Below are 15966 nucleotides of genomic sequence, written 5' to 3'. Positions count from 1 at the left end.
GGTATGAGAGGACTGGCGGACGCGACGATCGAGCAGGTGGAGGCGCTCCGAGCGCTCACCGAGATGCTCGTCAGTGTCGAGCGGTCGATCAATGGACTGCAGGCCGCGCGGGACGGGATCCTGGCGCTGGGGTCGCGCCTGGCCGTGGAGGTCGCGGCGCAGGCCGCCCATCCGGACGGCGCGGATCTGAGCGTGCGCACGGTCGCGGCCGAGTTCGCTGCCGCGCTGCGGGCGAGCGACAGGACGGTGCAGCGGCGGATGGCCGATGCGGTCTGGATCGTCGAGCGCTTTCCGCGGCTGTGGGGTGCATGGGGCGCGGGGCAGGTCACCGCCCAGCAAGCCCGCGTCATCGCGGAGGCGGGTGCGCACCTCGAAGACGAGGCGGATCGCGACGCCTTCTCCGTGCGGATGATCGCCTTCGCCGAGAGCGAGGCGCCGAACCGGGTCGCGCGCATGGCGCGCCGGGCCGCGGAGGAGTTTCAGCCGCATACCCTCGCGGACCGTCACGAGGATGCCCGTGAGCGGCGGCGCGTGTGGGTACGGGATGCCCCTGACGGGATGGCTGAGCTCGGACTTCTGGGGCCGGCGGCGCTGGTGCACGGCGTGTTCGACCGGCTGACCACCATGGCCACGACCACGCAGGCCGGCGACGACCCGACGGACCTGCGAACCATCGCCCAGTCCCGGGCCGACCTCGCGCTCGACCTCCTCCTCACCGGTGCGCCGGCCGGCCATGATGATCCTGACGGCACCCTGGCCGCCATCGTCCCCACGGTCGCGATCACGGTCCCCGTCATGACCCTCCTCGGTCGGAAAACGGCGCCGGCGGAACTCGACGGGCGCACCCCGATCGACCTCGCCACGGCACGGAGGCTGGCAGGGGCTGCCTCCGGATGGGATCGCATCCTCACGCACCCCGTGACGGGCACGGTCCTCGCCGTCGACCGGTATCGCCCGAACGCGGAACTGCGACGCCACCTGCGGGCCCGAGATCAGCGATGCCGCTTCCCCGGTTGCGGATATCCGCCCGCGGAGTGCGACATCGATCACCACCGTGACGCCGCGATGGGCGGGGAGACGTCCGCCTCGAATCTCGGCCATCTGTGCCGTCGACATCATGTCTTGAAACATCAGTCCGCCTGGCATGTCGAGGCGCGTGGCGACGGCCTCTATGCCTGGACGAGTCCGACGGGGAGGGTCTACATCGACCGCCCGCCGCCGTCGAACACCGTCACCTTCGCCGAAGGATCGACGGACGCGCCGTTCTGACCGCCCGGCGGGAAAACTTGAGCCTGTTCATATCAAGTTCATTTGACAGCCGTTCGGCCCCCGCGTACACTTGAGCCATCGCGACTCAGGTTTCCCTGATCGCCGCAGGTTTTCGGACCACTACAGACTTCCCAACAAAGGAGAGAACACATGGCACGTGCTGTCGGTATCGACCTCGGAACTACCAACTCCGTCGTCAGCGTCCTCGAGGGTGGCGAGCCCAAGGTCATCGCCAACGCCGAGGGCTTCCGCACGACCCCTTCGGTCGTCGCCTTCACCAAGGACGGGGAGGTGCTCGTCGGCGAGACCGCGAAGCGCCAGGCCGTCACCAACGTCGACCGGACGATCGCCTCGGTCAAGCGCCACATGGGCACCGACTGGAGCTTCGGCGTCGACGGCAAGAAGTGGACGCCCCAGGAGATCTCCGCGCGCATCCTCCAGAAGCTGAAGCGCGATGCCGAGTCCTACCTCGGCGACACCGTGACCGACGCGGTCATCACGGTCCCCGCGTACTTCAACGACGCCGAGCGTCAGGCCACCAAGGAGGCCGGTGAGATCGCGGGCCTCAACGTGCTCCGCATCATCAACGAGCCGACCGCCGCGGCCCTCGCCTACGGCCTCGACAAGGGCAAGGAGGACGAGCTCATCCTCGTCTTCGACCTCGGTGGTGGAACGTTCGACGTCTCCCTCCTCGAGGTGGGCAAGGACGACGACTTCTCCACGATCCAGGTGCGCGCCACCGCCGGTGACAACCGCCTCGGCGGTGACGACTGGGACCAGCGCCTCGTCGACTACCTGATCAAGCAGTTCAAGGAGACCACGGGCGTCGACGTCTCGGGTGACAAGATCGCGCTGCAGCGCCTCAAGGAGGCTGCGGAGCAGGCGAAGAAGGAGCTCTCCAGCTCCACGTCCACGAGCATCAACCTCCCGTACCTGTCGCTGACCGACTCGGGCCCCGTCTCGCTCTCCGAGACCGTGACCCGCGCGAAGTTCGAGGACCTCACGAAGGACCTGCTCGACCGCACCAAGAAGCCGTTCGAGGACGTCATCCGCGAAGCCGGCATCAAGGTGTCCGACATCGACCACATCGTCCTCGTGGGTGGTTCGACCCGTATGCCGGCCGTCGCCGAGCTCGTCAAGCGCGAGACCGGCAAGGAGGCCAACAAGGGCGTGAACCCGGACGAGGTCGTCGCCGTCGGCGCCGCGCTGCAGGCCGGTGTCCTCAAGGGCGAGCGCAAGGACGTCCTCCTCATCGACGTCACCCCGCTCTCCCTCGGCATCGAGACCAAGGGCGGCATGATGACCAAGCTCATCGAGCGCAACACGGCCATCCCGACCAAGCGGAGCGAGACCTTCACCACGGCCGACGACAACCAGCCGTCCGTCGCGATCCAGGTCTTCCAGGGCGAGCGCGACTTCACCCGCGACAACAAGCCGCTCGGCACGTTCGAGCTGACGGGCATCGCCCCGGCTCCCCGCGGCATCCCGCAGATCGAGGTCACCTTCGACATCGACGCCAACGGCATCGTGCACGTGTCCGCGAAGGACAAGGGCACCGGTACCGAGAAGTCGATCGTCATCTCCGGCGGCTCGTCGCTGTCGAAGGAGGACATCGAGCGCATGGTGCGCGAGGCCGAGGAGCACGCCGCCGAGGACAAGGCGCGTCGCGAGGCTGCGGAGACCCGCAACCAGGCCGAGACCCTCGCCTACTCCATCGAGAAGCTCATCTCGGAGAACGAGGACAAGCTCCCCGAGGACGTGAAGACCGAGGTCAAGGCCGACGTCGACGCGCTCAAGACGGCGCTGGCCGGCGACGACGACGAGGCCGTGAAGACCGCGTTCGAGAAGCTCAACCAGTCCCAGTCGAAGCTCGGCGAGGCGATCTACGCCTCCTCGCAGGCGGACGCCGCCGGCGCTTCGGCCGAGGGCGAGGCCCCGACCGGTGACGCCCCCTCCTCCGAGGAGGACGTCATCGACGCCGAGGTCGTCGACGACGAGGACGAGAAGAAGTAATCATGACGGACAAGAACTTCGACGAGAACGAGGTTCCGGAGGGGTCGGATGCTCAGGCATCCGGCCCCGTGCCGCAGAACCAGGACTCCCGCGAGGCGAAGGCCGCCGAGGGCTCCGACGAGACCCCGGTCGACGCCGCTGCCGAGACGGAGGAAGGGCTCACGGTCGAGGACATCCTCGGCGCCGCCCAGACCGCGGATGCCGCCGCGGGCGACGCCGCGATCGCCGACGCCGAGAACGCCCTGCTGACCGACCTCAAGCGCCTGCAGGCCGAGTACGCGAACTACCGCCGCCGCACCGAGGAGCAGCGCCAGATCGAGATCGAGCGCGCGAAGGGCGAGGCCGCCAAGGGTCTCATCCCCGTGCTCGACGACCTGGCCCGCGCCGAGCAGCACGGCGATCTGGTCGAGGGCAGCCCCTTCGCCGTGATCGCCGAGAAGGTGCGCGCGGTCGTGGAGCGCCTTGGCGTGGTCGCTTACGGCGAGAAGGGCGAGGAGTTCGACCCCCAGCGTCACGAGGCGATCTTCCAGCAGCCGACCCCCGGCACCTCGAAGACCACGGTGCTCGAGGTCGTCGAGGTGGGGTACCGCCTCGGCGAGGTCGAGCTGCGTCCTGCGAAGGTCGTCGTCGCCGTCCCTGCGGAGTAGGTGATCGATGGCCAGCCAGGATTGGTTCGACAAGGACTTCTACAAGACCCTCGGGGTCTCGAAGGACGTCAGCGACGCTGACCTGAAGAAGACGTACCGCAAGCTCGCGCGCAAGTATCACCCCGATTCCAATCAGGGCGATGCGAAGGCCGAGGCCAAGTTCAAGGAGATCAGCGAGGCCTACTCGGTGCTCTCCGACGCCGAGCAGCGCAAGGAGTACGACGAGATCCGCGCCATGGGTTCGGGCGCTCGCTTCACGGCGAGCGGCTCGGGCGCCGGCGGGTTCGAAGACGTCTTCAGCCGGTTCGGACAGCAGGGGCGCGGCCAGACCGCCGACTTCGAGGACATCTTCGCGATGTTCAACCAGGGCCAGGGCAGCTCGTTCGGCGGTGGCCGATTCGGGCAGCCGAGCGGCGGCTTCCGTGGCTTCGGCGGTCCGCAGCGCGGCGCCGACGTCACGGCCCGCACCACGCTGGACTTCAGCACCGCTGTGCAGGGCGAGACGATCACCCTGCAGGGCGAGGACGGCAAGCCGTTCAAGGTGAAGATCCCCGCGGGTGTCGCCGATGGGCAGAAGATCCGGCTGCGCGGCCGTGGTCGCCCCTCGCCCGATGGCGGGGAGAACGGGGACATCGTGGTGCAGATCACGGTGCGCCCGCACCCGGTCTTCACGCGGGACGGCCTCAACCTCCGCGTCGTGGTCCCGGTGACGTTCACCGAGGCGACGCTGGGCGCGACCATCGAGGTCCCGACGCTCGGCGGCGACGTGGTGAAGCTGCGTGTGGCCCCCGGGACCCCGTCGGGCCGCGTGCTCCGCGTCAAGGGCCGGGGTGTCGCGACCGCGAAGGGGACCGGTGACCTGCTCGCCGAGCTCCAGGTCGCGGTTCCGACGCACCTCGACGACGCCGCGCGCGAGGCCCTCGAGAGGTTCCAGGAGCTGGAACCTCAGGAGAACCCGCGGGCCGAGCTCATGGCGAAAGCCCGCCGTTGACGAGAACAGGCTTTCGCGCCGGGTCAGGCGGTTCCGGGAAGGAGCTGCCTGACCAGGCGCGACGGCCTGACGTGAAACCAGGAAGGAAGGCGTGATGGACGCGGACACTCCGGTCTTCGCGATCGCCGCAGCCGCCAAGTTCTCCGGCCTGCACCCCCAGACCCTCCGTCAGTACGACCGGATCGGCCTCGTGGTGCCGGGTCGGACGCCCGGCGGATCCCGTCGATACTCGCACCGCAACATCGAGCAGCTGCGCGAGGTGGCCCAGCTCTCCTCCGAAGGGGTCAGTCTCCCGGCGATCGCCCGTCTCCTCGACCTGGAGGACGAGAACCGGATGCTGCGCGATCGCGTGCTCGCGCTGGAGGGCGCCCTCCGTGCCGAGCGGGAGAACCGCCCCGGCGTGCGGGTGTTCGCCGCCGGCTCCGCGGGCGTCGTGCCCATGCCGAGCGGCCGCCGCATCCGGCGCTCGACGGAGCTCGTGCTCTGGAGTCCGCGCTCCGGAGCCTGACCGCGCACCCCGGTGTGTATCCTGTCAACTGTTAACAGGAGGTCACCATGACGCAGACCGTCACGCGCGGGGAGTCGCTCGGAGCGCAGGTCGCACGCGTGCTGCGCCAGCGCATCGTGCGAGGGGAGCTCGCCCCGGGGGCCCGCCTCACCGAGGAGGCCCTCGCCGAGGAGTTCGCCGTCAGCCGCGGCCCCGTGCGCGATGCCCTGACCCAGCTCAGCTTCGAGAAGCTCGTCGAGGTGCAGCGTCCCCGCGGCGTCTACATCGTGGGCCTCACGAGCGACGACGTCGACCAGCTCTACAGCCTCCGGGGCGCGCTGGAGCAGCTCGCCCTCTCGCGCGCGATGCGGGTCGACGACGACGAGCGGTGGCAGCCGATGGCCGACGCCGTCCAACGCATGGCCGAGGCCGCGGACGCCGGCGACCATGCGGCCTTCGTCACGGCCGACCTCGACTTCCACTCCCAGATCTACGCCCTCGCCGATCACCCCCGGCTGGAGGGTGCCTGGAACCAGTACCTCCCGACCTTCACGGCCCTCCTCGAGGTCACGATCAACCACGACGAGGACCTGCACGAGTCGTCGGACGATCACGTGACGCTGCTCGACGTCATGCGCACGGGAGCCCCGGAGGACGCCGCCGCGGTCCTCTCGGCTCACCTCGACGGCGCCCGGGAGCGGATGCTCCACGAGGTCGGCTCCCGCTGAGCCTGCGTCCGCCGGCGCCGAGGCGTTCAGCGGACGGAAAAGAACGGTTCCTACCGTGGGGGCCAGGGCAAGAGCCCTGGTCCGCGCCCGCGCGGGTGTCCTGCCACGAAGGAAGAACCTCCTCATGACGAACACCACAGCCTCCGCCACCTCCGCCTCGTCGCTCGGACTCCTCGTCCTGCGCATCGTCGTCGGCGCGATCTTCGCCGCCCACGGCGCTCAGAAGATCTTCGAGTTCACGATCCCCGGCACCATCGGCAGCTTCGCCGGCATGGGGGTCCCGCTCGCCGAGATCGCCGCACCCGTCGTCGCCTTCCTCGAGCTCATCGGCGGGATCCTGCTGATCCTCGGCCTGCTGACGCGCCCGGTCGGCATCCTCCTCGCCGTCGACATGCTGGTGGCACTCGTGCTCGTGCACCTGCCCGCCGGCCTGTGGGTGACGGCCGGCGGCTACGAGTTCGTCGCCGTGCTCGGCGCCGCGGCTCTCGCGCTCGCGCTCACCGGCGCCGGGCGCTACTCCATCGACGCCGCGGCCCTCCGCGGGCGCGCGCCGGCCTGGCTCGCCTGACCGGTCAGTCGCCCGCCTCGCGCGCGGGATCCACGCGCCGGACGAGGACCCAGGTGTTGCCGAGATCGGTGACCGTGTGGGTGAACTCGTCGAGCGCGGCCTGCGACAGCGCGAGCCCGCGTCCGCTCTCCGCCTCCTCGCCCGGCATCGACACGGCGTCCCAGTCGATCGGTGCCGGCGGTGCGGTGTCGCGGATGTAGGCGCGCAGCTCCTCCGCCGTCACGCGGACGTCGATGCTCAGCACGACGTCCGCGTGCTCATTGTGCTGGGCGACGTTGGTCGTGACCTCGCTCAGCGCCAGGGTGAACAGCACCTGATCCTGGGCAGGTACCTCCGGAGCCAGCGGCCACAGCCGGTCGAGCTCGTCGAGGGCGCGGTCGACGAGGGCGAGCCCGGCGGGCCCGTCGATGTGGAAGGCCCGGGTGTCAGCGTCCATCGAACGCCGATTCCGGCGTCGGGTAGTCGCGGAGCACGCGATCCAGGTTGGTGAGGTGGAGGACGGTGCGCACGGCCTCGGGAACGGCGGCGATGCGCAGATCGCCGCCGGCCACGCGGGCGCTCTTGAGGCCGCCGACGAGGGCGCCGAGACCGGAGGAGTCGACGAACTCGGTGCCGCTCAGATCGATCGCGATGCGCGGCTGCCCCGCGGCGACGAGGTCGCTCACCGCGTTGCGCAGCAACGGCGCTCCTGAGGCGGTCAGGCGGCCCGTGATCGTGACGACGGCATAGCCGTCCCTGGTGTCAGTGCTGACGTTCATTCGACTCCTTCTCGAGGACCTTCGCGGCCGGACCGCGGTAGCGTGCCGCCTGGATGATGACGCTGAGGACGACCAGGTCGTACAGGACCCAGGCGGTGTTGACGAGGGTGCCGGTGCCGTCGCCGGTGCCGACGATGACCCGGGCGACCCCGATGATGAGGGCGATCACGAGGACGACCATGGCGGTGAGCTGCGGCCAGATCTCGCGCCACGGGATGCCCCGAGGATCGCGGCCGTCCTTCCTGGTCACGGCGAAGGAGAGCGGTCGGCCGAGCACCACGTTGGCGAAGGCCGTCCAGCACGCGCGGATCCACACGGGGAACAGCGCAAGCGAGTACTGCTGACCTCGCCAGGTCTTCACCCCCTTCGCGACCACGAGGAACAGCGCCTGATTGACGAGGAAGTACGGCAGGAAGCGCGCGAAGAAGTCGACCGACCAGGCGGTGACGGGGAGCACGCCGAACACGAGATAGATCACCGGGGCGGCGAGGTAGACGATCGCGGCGAAGCCCGAGAGGTAGCTCCACATCGTCGCGAAGTACATGAGGCGCTGCCCCACCGAGAGTCCTCGCTTGGCCAGGGGGTTGTCGCGCAGCATGACCTGCAGCGTCCCCTGGGCCCACCGCAGCCGCTGCGTGAGCATCGTCCGGAGGTCTTCCGGGGCGAGCCCGTGAGCCAGGATCTCGTGGTGGTAGACGCTCTTCCAGCCGAGGGCGTGCAGCTGCATCGCCGTCGCCATGTCCTCGGTCACCGAGATCGTGGCGAGGGGGAGGATCGGCTGCGCCTCATCCGCACGGTCGAGGCGGAGCGCATCGAGCAGTCCGCGGACGGCCTCGACGGCGGTGAGGGGGGAGAGGTCGGACGCGGCGAGCGCGTCGAGTCCGGCCTCGTCCACGATCACCTGCCGGAGCTCCGCGTCCTGCTGCACCGGCAGGGACTCGATCACCGCGAGGTCGGCACGGATGCCTTCCAGGTCGTGGGCGACGAGGATGCGGGAGGCGCTGTCGACGGCTTCCCCCACGCGGGCGGCCACCTCGGCGACCGATTCGCCCGCGGTGAGCTCCTTGCGTCCGCGCGCGATCGCGATGCGGAGCGCGCCGAGCTCGGTGGCGAGCGCCGGGTCGGTCGCCGCCTCGGCCTCGCGGGCGATGAGGGCCTCGGACGTCTTGAGGGCCCGCGCGGCGGAGTCGGTCACGTTCCGCACGTAGCCGACGATGCCGAGCTGCATCAGTGCTTCGCGGCGGAGCACGGCGTTCGAGCCGCAGAAGAAGGCGGCGTTCCAGCCGTCCTTCCCCTGCTGGATCGGCCCGTAGAAGAGCGGCGCCTGGCTGCCGAGCGGGTCGGCCTCGTCGACGTTCACGAACCATTGCGGCGTCTGCACGAGGGCGACGTCGGGATCATCGGCGAAGTAGCCGAGCGTGCGGTGCAGGATCAGCGGGTCCGGCACCTGGTCGGCGTCGAGGATGAGGAGGAACTCGCCGTCGGTCTGGAAGAGCGCACTGTTGAGATTGCCCGCCTTGGCGTGCCGGGGCTTGCCCGTCCAGTCCTCGGAACGCGTGAGATAGCCGACGCCGGCGGCCCGGGCTTCGGCTTCGAGCTCGGGGCGGGAGCCGTCGTCGAGGATCCAGGTCGAGTGCGGGTAGGCGATCCGCTTCGCCGCCTTCGCGGTGGTCATGACGAGCTCGATCGGCTCGTCGTAGGTGGTGATGAACACGTCGACGGTGCCCTGCGGAGGCGACACCGGCGCCGGACGCTCCTTCGCGCGCCACATCGTCAGGCAGAAGAGGAACGTGTCGATGAGGCTGTAGGTCTCGGCGATCACGAGCGGCACCGCGATCCACCAGGCCGACCAGTTCACCGACTCCAGCCAGCGCCAGGCGACGTAGTTCACGCCGAGTAGGACCGACAGCAGCGCGAGGACGCGGATGGTCGCGAACCGGGCGGTCACGCGTCCCTCCGCACGACCACGACGGTGATGTCGTCGGTGGCGCGCTCATCGTTCGCGAGTCGCAGGGCCTCGCGCACGGCGCCGTCCGGTCCCATCGCGGTGAGCACCCGCTCCACGTGGCCGAACGGGTCGTCGGCGTCGAGGACGTCGAGGAGACCGTCGCTGCAGCAGATGAAGGCGTCCCCCACCTCGAGCCGCGTCGTCACCGGGACCCGGGGGTCGGCGAGGCCCATCCCCATGCCCAAGGGCAGGTTCGTGGAGCGCAGGGGCGTCCACGACCCGTCTGCGCGGACGACGAACGCGAGGCTGTGGCCGGCGTCGATGACCTCGAGCTCTCCCGTCTCCGGCCGCAGCTCGGCGACGACCGCCGTGACGAACATCGACGTGTCCGCGAGATCGTCCTCGAGCAGGCGGTCCACCTCGATCACGGCGTCGGACAGCGAGCGCTCCGGCGCCGTGCGCAGGGACGCCCGAACCGTGGCCGCGACCAACGCCGGCCCCGTGCCCTTGCCCATGGCATCGGCCAGGGTCACCCGCAGGGCCTCGCCGTGGCGCGAGAAGTCGTAGTAGTCCCCGGCGAGCGTTCCCCGCGGGGCGGCACCGGCGGCGATCGTGTATCCGGCGATCTCCGGGTGCGCCCGGGGGCGCAGCGCTCGCTGCACCACGGCGGCGTGGTCGACGTCGGCGTCCTGTGCCAGCTCCGTCTGCACCCAGAACGCGAGGTCGCGCAGGAGGTCCTGCTGGGCGTCGGTGAACGTGTGCGGCTCGGTGTCGAGCACGCACAGCGTCCCGACCGGCTCCCCTCCCGGCGCGTGCAGCGGATGGGCCGCGTAGAAGCGCAGGTGCGGGTCGCCGGTCACGAACGGATTCTCGGCGAAGAGGTCGGTCGTGCTCGCATCCTCCACCACCACCGTCCGGTCCTGCGACACGGTGTAGTCGCAGAACGAATCCTGTCGCGGTGCCTCCTTCCCCCCGAGGCCGATCTGCGATTTGCGCCACTGCCGGTCGCGATCGATCAGCGAGACGCTGACCATCGGCACGCCGAACATCTCCTTCGCCAGTCGTGCCACCCGATCCACCCGCTCATCGGGTGGCGTGTCAAGGATCCCCAGTTCCTCGAGCGCTGCCTGTCGCCGTCGCTCGTCGAACATTCCCCCGGCCCTCTTCCGTGTTTATTCCCCTCATCCTAGGGAGGAACCGCACCCGGGGCGCCAGGCCGTCCGGCGGCATTCAGGTGAACCACAGGAAACGGTTCTGCGCAAGCCCCGCGGAGAACCGCTTCTCCGGATCTACCATCGCGCCAGGACCAGAGCGCCGTGTCTGCGCGTCCTTGGAAAGGAGGCAGGTGGATGCCGCTCAAGACCCGCCAGCGGGACCGGTACAACCGCCGAGAAGCCCTCGCCGGCTATCTCTTCATCTCGCCATGGCTCATCGGATTCCTCATCTTCACGGCCGGCGCGATGGTCTACAGCCTGTACATCTCGTTCAGCAGCTACAACCTCGCCACGAACAGCGCGCGCCCGGTCGGCATCGACAACTACGCCAACCTCTTCGAGGATCCGCGGGTGGGCGTCTCGCTCGCCAACACGCTGTTCTACGTGGTGATGGCGGTGCCGCTGGAGATCGTGTTCGCGCTCGTCCTCGCGCTGCTGCTCAACCGGGTCGGGCGAGGCGCGGGATTCTTCCGCGTGCTCTACTACCTGCCGAAGATGACCCCGGCCGTCGCCACGGCCGCCGTGTTCTTCCTCCTCCTGAACGGCAACTCCGGAGCGATCAACCAGTTCCTCCGGCTGTTCGGCATCCAGGGGCCCCAGTGGCTCGTCGACCCCGCGTGGGTCAAGCCGAGCATCGTGATCATGACGCTGTGGACCGTCGCGGGAACCATGGTGATCTTCCTGGCCGCCCTCAAGAACGTGCCGGTCGAGCTGTACGAGGTGGCCTCGCTCGACGGGGCGGGACCGATCAGGAAGTTCTTCTCGATCACCCTGCCGATGATCTCGGGGGCCATGTTCTTCAACGTCATCGTGCTCTCGATCGCCGCCTTCCAGATCTTCGATCAGGCGTATCTGCTGTTCTGGCGGGATCAGAGCAACTCGTCTCCTGAGGCGTCGCTCTTCTACGCGATCTACCTGTTCCAACAGGCCTTCCGGCAGTTCAACTTCGGCTTCGCGGCGGCGATGGCGTGGCTGCTCTTCGTCATCATCATGATCATCACGCTCATCCAGGTGAAGGTCGGCAACCGCTTCGTCTACTACGAGGGAGACCGCTGATGTCCCAGACCCTGCGTCAGGTCCCCGTCGAGGCCACCGGGGACGACCTCCCGGAGGCCGTCGCGGCTCCCGCCCCGGCCCGGTCGCGCTGGCGACGGCGCCTGCGACAGCCGAAGAGCCTCGTCGCCCGGATCGTGCTGAACATCATCCTCGTGCTGTTCGCGCTGCTGTTCCTGTACCCCTTCGCGTGGCTCATCGCTGCCAGCTTCAAGCCGCGGGGGGAGGTGTTCGACAACGCCCTCATCCCGAAGACGTTCGTGCCGGAGAACTACGTCGAGGTGTGGAATCAGCTCCCGCTGCTGAACTGGATGGGCAACAGCATCGCCATCGCGCTGCTCGCCGCCGGTGCCGTGGCGATCTCCAGCTCGATCGTGGCGTTCGGCTTCGCCTACTTCCGCTTCCCGGGGCGCGGGCTGCTGTTCGGCCTCGTGCTCGCGACGATGATGCTCCCCGGCGCGGTGACGATGATCCCGATCTACCTCATCTGGAAGGAGACCGGACTCCTCGGCACCTGGGTGCCGCTGTGGGGCATGAACCTGTTCGGCTCGGCCTTCTACATCTTCCTGCAGCGGCAGTTCTTCCTCGGCCTTCCTCGGGAGCTGTTCGAGGCGGCGCGGCTCGACGGGGCCAGCGCCTGGGGCCTCTTCTGGCGGATCGCGATGCCGCTGTCGATACCGTCGTTCGTCATCGTGTTCCTGTTCGAGTTCCAGGCGAGCTGGAACAACCTGCAGGCCGCCCTCATCTACCTCAACGCCGGGTCGGTGGACGAGTTCACCGCGCCGCTCGGCATCGCCTACGCGATGACCAAGTACAGCCCCACGGCGGGCGGTCACGGTGATTACCAGTACGTCATGGTCGCCTCCCTCCTGGTGACCCTCCCCATGCTCATCCTCTTCGCCTTCGGGCAGCGTGCCTTCATCGAGGGCGTCGCCACCCAGGGGCGCAAGGGATGACGAACCACAGATCGAAAGGAGCAGTCATGCGCACACGCATGCTGGGAATCACCGCGGTCGCCGCGGCATCCGTCCTCGTCCTCGCCGGGTGCGGCGGGGGAGGGGGAGACGACCAGGCGGCCGACGCCGACTTCGGCGCGGAGCCGAGCGGCACGCTCAAGGCGTGGGGCTTCGAGAACGCCGACGACGTCGGCACCTCGCGCATGGACTACGCCGCCGAGCAGTTGAAGGACGTCGAGGTCGACCTCGACGCGACGGCCTTCGACGCGCAGAAGTTCACCACGCGGATCGCGAGCGGCGACGTGCCCGACGTCGTGCAGATGGACCGCCGGTACGTGACCACGTATGCCGCGCAGGACCTCATCATGCCGCTCGACGAGTGCTTCGCCGCCCAGGACGTCTCGCCGCGGGACCACTGGTACCCCTTCGTCGTCGACGACGTCACCTACGACGATGCCGTGTGGGCGGTGCCGCAGTTCTACCAGCCGCCGGCGATCCTGGTGAACAAGGCCGTGCTCGACGAGGCGGGGGTGACGGCGGACGAGATCGACACCTCGCAGCCCGACGTGCTGCTCGGCGCGATCGAGAAGATGTACCAGGAGTCCGGCGGCGTGCCGACGCGGCTCGGGTTCGACCCCGTGGCGACCGGTCAGGCCGGGCTGTGGATCCTCGGCATGGGCGGCCAGCTCAACGATGAGAAGGGGGCGCCGACCCTGGACGACCCCAGCAACGTGGCCGGCATCGAGATGCTCAAGCAGATCACCGACGCGCAGGGCGGCTTCGCGGCCGTCAAGAGCTTCACCGACTCGTTCGACGCCTTCGGCGACCAGAACCAGTTCGTCGCCCAGCAGGTTGGCGCGCAGGTGAACGCGCAGTGGTATCCGAACGTGCTCAGCCCCTACGCCGACCAGATCGACCTCGAGGCTGTGCCGTTCCGGAATGCCGACGGGGAGCCGTTCTCGGTCGCGTCCGGCACCGCGTTCGTGATCCCGGCCGGCGCGGAGAACCCCGCGGCGGCGTGCGCCTGGATGGTGAACCTCACCTCGGACGACGCCTGGAACGCGGCGGGCGAGGCCCGTACCGAGACGCTGAAGACCGACGGCGGTATCAACACCGGGCTCTTCACCGGATCGCCGTCCGCCGATCAGTCGATCCGTGAGACCTTCGTGACGGACAGCGGCAACGCCGGCTTCGACCAGGTCATCTCGACCTACTACGACGTGGTGGACTACGGACAGTCCTTCGGTTCCTCGCCCGCGGGCCAGGAGATCCAGAACGAACTCAACAACGCCATCACCGCAGCGCTCCTCGGGGACAAGTCTCCCGAGGACGCGCTGAAGGAGGCGCAGGAGGCGGCGATGCGGGCGTACGAGAACGCCACGGCCGGCTAGACCCCGGAGGGGCAGAGCGCCAGGCGGCCATGTCCGCCTGGCGCTCGTCGACGGATCGGGTCGGCGTGGATGATGGAGGCCTACCGATCGGAGGTCGACCATGGACCAGCGTGAGCTCGATGAGCGGATCCGCGACTACTACGAGGACCAGTTCGACGAATCGGCGCGGTTGACGACCCGCTCGGCGCAAGGACCTCTGGAGCACCAGCGCATCCAGGAGCTGATCGCCGCGCACCTCCCCGAGGGTCGCGTCATCGATGTCGGAGGCGGGGCGGGCGTCCATGCGCGGTCGCTCCTGGACCGTGGCCATCAGGTCATCCTCGTCGACCCGGTGCGCGGGCACGTCCACAGCGCGGCGCAGCGGGGCGTGGATGCTCGTGTAGGGGACGCGCGCTCGTTGCCGTTCACCGCGGACAGCTTCGATGCCGCTCTTCTCCTCGGTCCGCTGTACCACCTGGCGGATCGCGCGGACCGCCCCAGGCGCTCGGCGAGGCCGCACGGGTGGTGCGATCCGGCGGCTGGGTGTTCGCGGCAGGCCTCTCGCGATTCGTCGGATTCGGTCAGCTCGCGCTGGGCGTGACCGACCTCCACCTCGACGGTGAACACCGCGCACTGCTGGAGCACGGGGCGCCCTCCTCGCGAGGTCGCTTCCCTGCCGGGCACTTCCACACGGCGGATTCGCTCGCCGAGGAGGCCGCCGCCGCCGGACTCGACGTTGTGGAGGTCCATGGCGTCGAAGGGCCCGGCGGGCTGCTGCTGGAGGAGATGCCTGCGGAGGAGACGGCGCTCACACAGGCGGCTCTCCTGCTGGCGCGAGCCGGGAGCACCGTTCCCGGAATCCGGGAGCTCAGCCCGCACCTCCTGGCCGTGAGCCGGGTGCGGTGACGCCTACCAGTGTTGACTGTTAACAGTCAACACTGGTAACCTCGCGGTGTCGACAACACGGTCGACCCACGTAGAGGAGCAAAGATGCCCCGCATGCGCATCACTCGGGCGGCCGCTGCCTTCGCCGCCCTCGCCGCCACCGCTCTGGTGCTGTCGGCCTGCACGAAGGTCGACGAGAGCGAGGGGGCCGCCTCGACCTATCCCGAGGACGACATCCGGCTGATCATCCAGGCCAATCCCGGCGGCGGCTCCGACCTGTCGTCCCGCGCGCTCGCCACCGAGCTCGAGAAGATCCTCGGTGTCAGCGTGATCCCGGAGAACATGCCCGGTGCCGCGGGAGCGCTCGCGATGGAGTACGTCGGCTCGCAGGATCCGGACGGCTACGTCATCGGCTTCGCGCCCGTCGAGATCGCGATGCTCAACACGACCCAGAGCGCCGACGTGCTGCCCGACGACTTCGACCTGCTCGGCCAGATCATGCTCGCTCCCGGCGTCATCACGGTGGGCGCCAACAGCGGCATCGAGACCCTCGACGACCTCGTGACGCAGGCGAAGTCCGGCGCGGTCACGGTCGCGAACTCCGGTGCCGGCTCGATCTGGGAGGCCGCCACCCTCGGCCTCGGCCAGGCGACCGACGCCGACTTCACCCCCGTCCCCTACGACGGCGGCGCCACGGCGGTCGCGGCCGCCGCGTCCGGTGAGACCGTCGCCGCCGTCTCCGGACTCGGCGAGGCGCTCGCGCAGGGCGAGGCCGTCCGCATCCTCGCGGTCATGAACGACGAGCGTCACCCCGACGCGGAGGATGTCGAGACGGTCGAGGAGGCCATCGGCGAAGAGGTCGTCTTCGGCGGCTGGGGCGGCATCTACGCACCGGCCGGACTGCCGGACGACGTGCACGACGCCCTCGAAGCCGCCGTCAAGGAGGCCGTGGAGTCCGAGAGCTACCAGAAGTTCCAGGCCGACGCCGGCAACCTCGTGGTCTACCGCGACTCCGAGGAGTGGACCGGGTTCGTCGACGACCAGTTCGCCCTGTTCCAGGACCTCCTGGGCTGAACACC

Annotated in this window: 17 protein-coding genes; 13 read left to right on the top strand and 4 right to left on the bottom strand. The window is 69.2% G+C overall.

The window, feature by feature from the left end; all coding sequences use genetic code 11:
- Positions 1-3: 3 nt before the first annotated feature.
- From ACIGJI_RS14405 to ACIGJI_RS14375, 7 genes are all read left to right on the top strand, one after another.
- Positions 4-1269: a DUF222 domain-containing protein gene (locus tag ACIGJI_RS14405; RefSeq protein WP_363446208.1), complete on the top strand. Its 1266-nt coding sequence runs from the start codon at positions 4-6 to the stop codon at positions 1267-1269.
- Positions 1270-1419: 150 nt separating this feature from the next.
- Entirely contained in the window at positions 1420-3282 is a 1863-nt protein-coding gene (dnaK, locus tag ACIGJI_RS14400; RefSeq protein WP_363446210.1) for a molecular chaperone DnaK, read from the top strand.
- A gap of 2 nt (positions 3283-3284) precedes the next feature.
- Positions 3285-3929, top strand: a complete 645-nt coding sequence (locus ACIGJI_RS14395) for a nucleotide exchange factor GrpE (protein WP_071329295.1) — start codon at positions 3285-3287, stop codon at positions 3927-3929.
- Between the two features lie 7 nt (positions 3930-3936).
- Positions 3937-4920: a DnaJ C-terminal domain-containing protein gene (locus tag ACIGJI_RS14390; RefSeq protein WP_187662653.1), complete on the top strand. Its 984-nt coding sequence runs from the start codon at positions 3937-3939 to the stop codon at positions 4918-4920.
- A 94-nt stretch (positions 4921-5014) separates the two neighbouring features.
- Positions 5015-5428 carry a heat shock protein transcriptional repressor HspR gene (locus ACIGJI_RS14385; RefSeq protein WP_363446212.1) on the top strand — a complete coding sequence of 138 codons (414 nt, stop codon included), beginning with the start codon at positions 5015-5017 and terminating at the stop codon, positions 5426-5428.
- Between the two features lie 47 nt (positions 5429-5475).
- A complete protein-coding gene (locus tag ACIGJI_RS14380) occupies positions 5476-6135 on the top strand; it encodes a GntR family transcriptional regulator (protein ID WP_187662651.1) in 660 nt (219 codons plus the stop codon).
- A gap of 124 nt (positions 6136-6259) precedes the next feature.
- Complete coding sequence (locus ACIGJI_RS14375; RefSeq protein ID WP_187662650.1) at positions 6260-6703, top strand: DoxX family protein; 444 nt, start codon at positions 6260-6262, stop codon at positions 6701-6703.
- 4 nt (positions 6704-6707) lie between these two features.
- Here ACIGJI_RS14375 and ACIGJI_RS14370 read toward each other — a convergent pair whose 3' ends face one another.
- Genes ACIGJI_RS14370 through ACIGJI_RS14355 form a run of 4 tightly spaced genes read right to left on the bottom strand, consistent with a single transcriptional unit; the run spans position 6708 to position 10560 of the window.
- Positions 6708-7139, bottom strand: a complete 432-nt coding sequence (locus ACIGJI_RS14370; RefSeq protein ID WP_363446214.1) for an ATP-binding protein — start codon at positions 7137-7139, stop codon at positions 6708-6710.
- Positions 7129-7461 (bottom strand): STAS domain-containing protein, encoded by a 333-nt coding sequence (locus ACIGJI_RS14365; RefSeq protein ID WP_187662648.1) that lies wholly within the window; start codon positions 7459-7461, stop codon positions 7129-7131. Before ACIGJI_RS14365 ends, ACIGJI_RS14370 begins: the two co-directional genes overlap by 11 nt.
- Positions 7445-9409 carry a glycosyltransferase family 2 protein gene (locus ACIGJI_RS14360; RefSeq protein ID WP_363446216.1) on the bottom strand — a complete coding sequence of 655 codons (1965 nt, stop codon included), beginning with the start codon at positions 9407-9409 and terminating at the stop codon, positions 7445-7447. The genes ACIGJI_RS14365 and ACIGJI_RS14360 overlap by 17 nt, the downstream gene beginning before the upstream one ends.
- Positions 9406-10560, bottom strand: coding sequence for a GAF domain-containing SpoIIE family protein phosphatase (locus tag ACIGJI_RS14355; protein ID WP_363446218.1), 1155 nt, complete (start codon positions 10558-10560; stop codon positions 9406-9408). Before ACIGJI_RS14355 ends, ACIGJI_RS14360 begins: the two co-directional genes overlap by 4 nt.
- A 198-nt stretch (positions 10561-10758) precedes the next feature.
- On the opposite strand from ACIGJI_RS14355, the gene ACIGJI_RS14350 reads away from it, so the two are divergent.
- From ACIGJI_RS14350 to ACIGJI_RS14325, 6 genes are all read left to right on the top strand, one after another.
- Positions 10759-11679: a carbohydrate ABC transporter permease gene (locus ACIGJI_RS14350; protein WP_187662645.1), complete on the top strand. Its 921-nt coding sequence runs from the start codon at positions 10759-10761 to the stop codon at positions 11677-11679.
- Positions 11679-12632 carry a carbohydrate ABC transporter permease gene (locus ACIGJI_RS14345; protein WP_187662644.1) on the top strand — a complete coding sequence of 318 codons (954 nt, stop codon included), beginning with the start codon at positions 11679-11681 and terminating at the stop codon, positions 12630-12632. The genes ACIGJI_RS14350 and ACIGJI_RS14345 overlap by 1 nt, the downstream gene beginning before the upstream one ends.
- A gap of 26 nt (positions 12633-12658) precedes the next feature.
- Positions 12659-14023, top strand: a complete 1365-nt coding sequence (locus tag ACIGJI_RS14340; protein WP_363446220.1) for an extracellular solute-binding protein — start codon at positions 12659-12661, stop codon at positions 14021-14023.
- Positions 14024-14123: 100 nt separating this feature from the next.
- Positions 14124-14603, top strand: coding sequence for a class I SAM-dependent methyltransferase (locus tag ACIGJI_RS14335; RefSeq protein WP_363446222.1), 480 nt, complete (start codon positions 14124-14126; stop codon positions 14601-14603).
- Positions 14600-14908 (top strand): hypothetical protein, encoded by a 309-nt coding sequence (locus tag ACIGJI_RS14330; protein ID WP_363446224.1) that lies wholly within the window; start codon positions 14600-14602, stop codon positions 14906-14908. The genes ACIGJI_RS14335 and ACIGJI_RS14330 overlap by 4 nt, the downstream gene beginning before the upstream one ends.
- A gap of 93 nt (positions 14909-15001) precedes the next feature.
- A complete protein-coding gene (locus tag ACIGJI_RS14325) occupies positions 15002-15961 on the top strand; it encodes a tripartite tricarboxylate transporter substrate binding protein (protein ID WP_292797988.1) in 960 nt (319 codons plus the stop codon).
- The last annotated feature ends 5 nt before the right edge of the window (positions 15962-15966 follow it).

Source organism: Microbacterium sp. NPDC064978 (genome assembly GCF_044543605.1).
GTDB classification, from domain to species: Bacteria; Actinomycetota; Actinomycetes; order Actinomycetales; family Microbacteriaceae; genus Microbacterium; species Microbacterium meiriae.
The sequence above is the reverse complement of the archived record's forward strand: the minus strand, read 5'-3'. Positions and strand labels throughout refer to the sequence as shown.

Coding starts and splice junctions, on each gene's coding strand:
- ACIGJI_RS14405 (WP_363446208.1), top strand. CDS start 4: ATGAGAGGACTGGCGGACGCGACGATCGAGCAGGTGGAGGCGCTCCGA.
- dnaK (WP_363446210.1), top strand. CDS start 1,420: ATGGCACGTGCTGTCGGTATCGACCTCGGAACTACCAACTCCGTCGTC.
- ACIGJI_RS14395 (WP_071329295.1), top strand. CDS start 3,285: ATGACGGACAAGAACTTCGACGAGAACGAGGTTCCGGAGGGGTCGGAT.
- ACIGJI_RS14390 (WP_187662653.1), top strand. CDS start 3,937: ATGGCCAGCCAGGATTGGTTCGACAAGGACTTCTACAAGACCCTCGGG.
- ACIGJI_RS14385 (WP_363446212.1), top strand. CDS start 5,015: ATGGACGCGGACACTCCGGTCTTCGCGATCGCCGCAGCCGCCAAGTTC.
- ACIGJI_RS14380 (WP_187662651.1), top strand. CDS start 5,476: ATGACGCAGACCGTCACGCGCGGGGAGTCGCTCGGAGCGCAGGTCGCA.
- ACIGJI_RS14375 (WP_187662650.1), top strand. CDS start 6,260: ATGACGAACACCACAGCCTCCGCCACCTCCGCCTCGTCGCTCGGACTC.
- ACIGJI_RS14370 (WP_363446214.1), bottom strand. CDS start 7,139: ATGGACGCTGACACCCGGGCCTTCCACATCGACGGGCCCGCCGGGCTC.
- ACIGJI_RS14365 (WP_187662648.1), bottom strand. CDS start 7,461: ATGAACGTCAGCACTGACACCAGGGACGGCTATGCCGTCGTCACGATC.
- ACIGJI_RS14355 (WP_363446218.1), bottom strand. CDS start 10,560: ATGTTCGACGAGCGACGGCGACAGGCAGCGCTCGAGGAACTGGGGATC.
- ACIGJI_RS14350 (WP_187662645.1), top strand. CDS start 10,759: ATGCCGCTCAAGACCCGCCAGCGGGACCGGTACAACCGCCGAGAAGCC.
- ACIGJI_RS14345 (WP_187662644.1), top strand. CDS start 11,679: ATGTCCCAGACCCTGCGTCAGGTCCCCGTCGAGGCCACCGGGGACGAC.
- ACIGJI_RS14340 (WP_363446220.1), top strand. CDS start 12,659: ATGCGCACACGCATGCTGGGAATCACCGCGGTCGCCGCGGCATCCGTC.
- ACIGJI_RS14335 (WP_363446222.1), top strand. CDS start 14,124: ATGGACCAGCGTGAGCTCGATGAGCGGATCCGCGACTACTACGAGGAC.
- ACIGJI_RS14325 (WP_292797988.1), top strand. CDS start 15,002: ATGCGCATCACTCGGGCGGCCGCTGCCTTCGCCGCCCTCGCCGCCACC.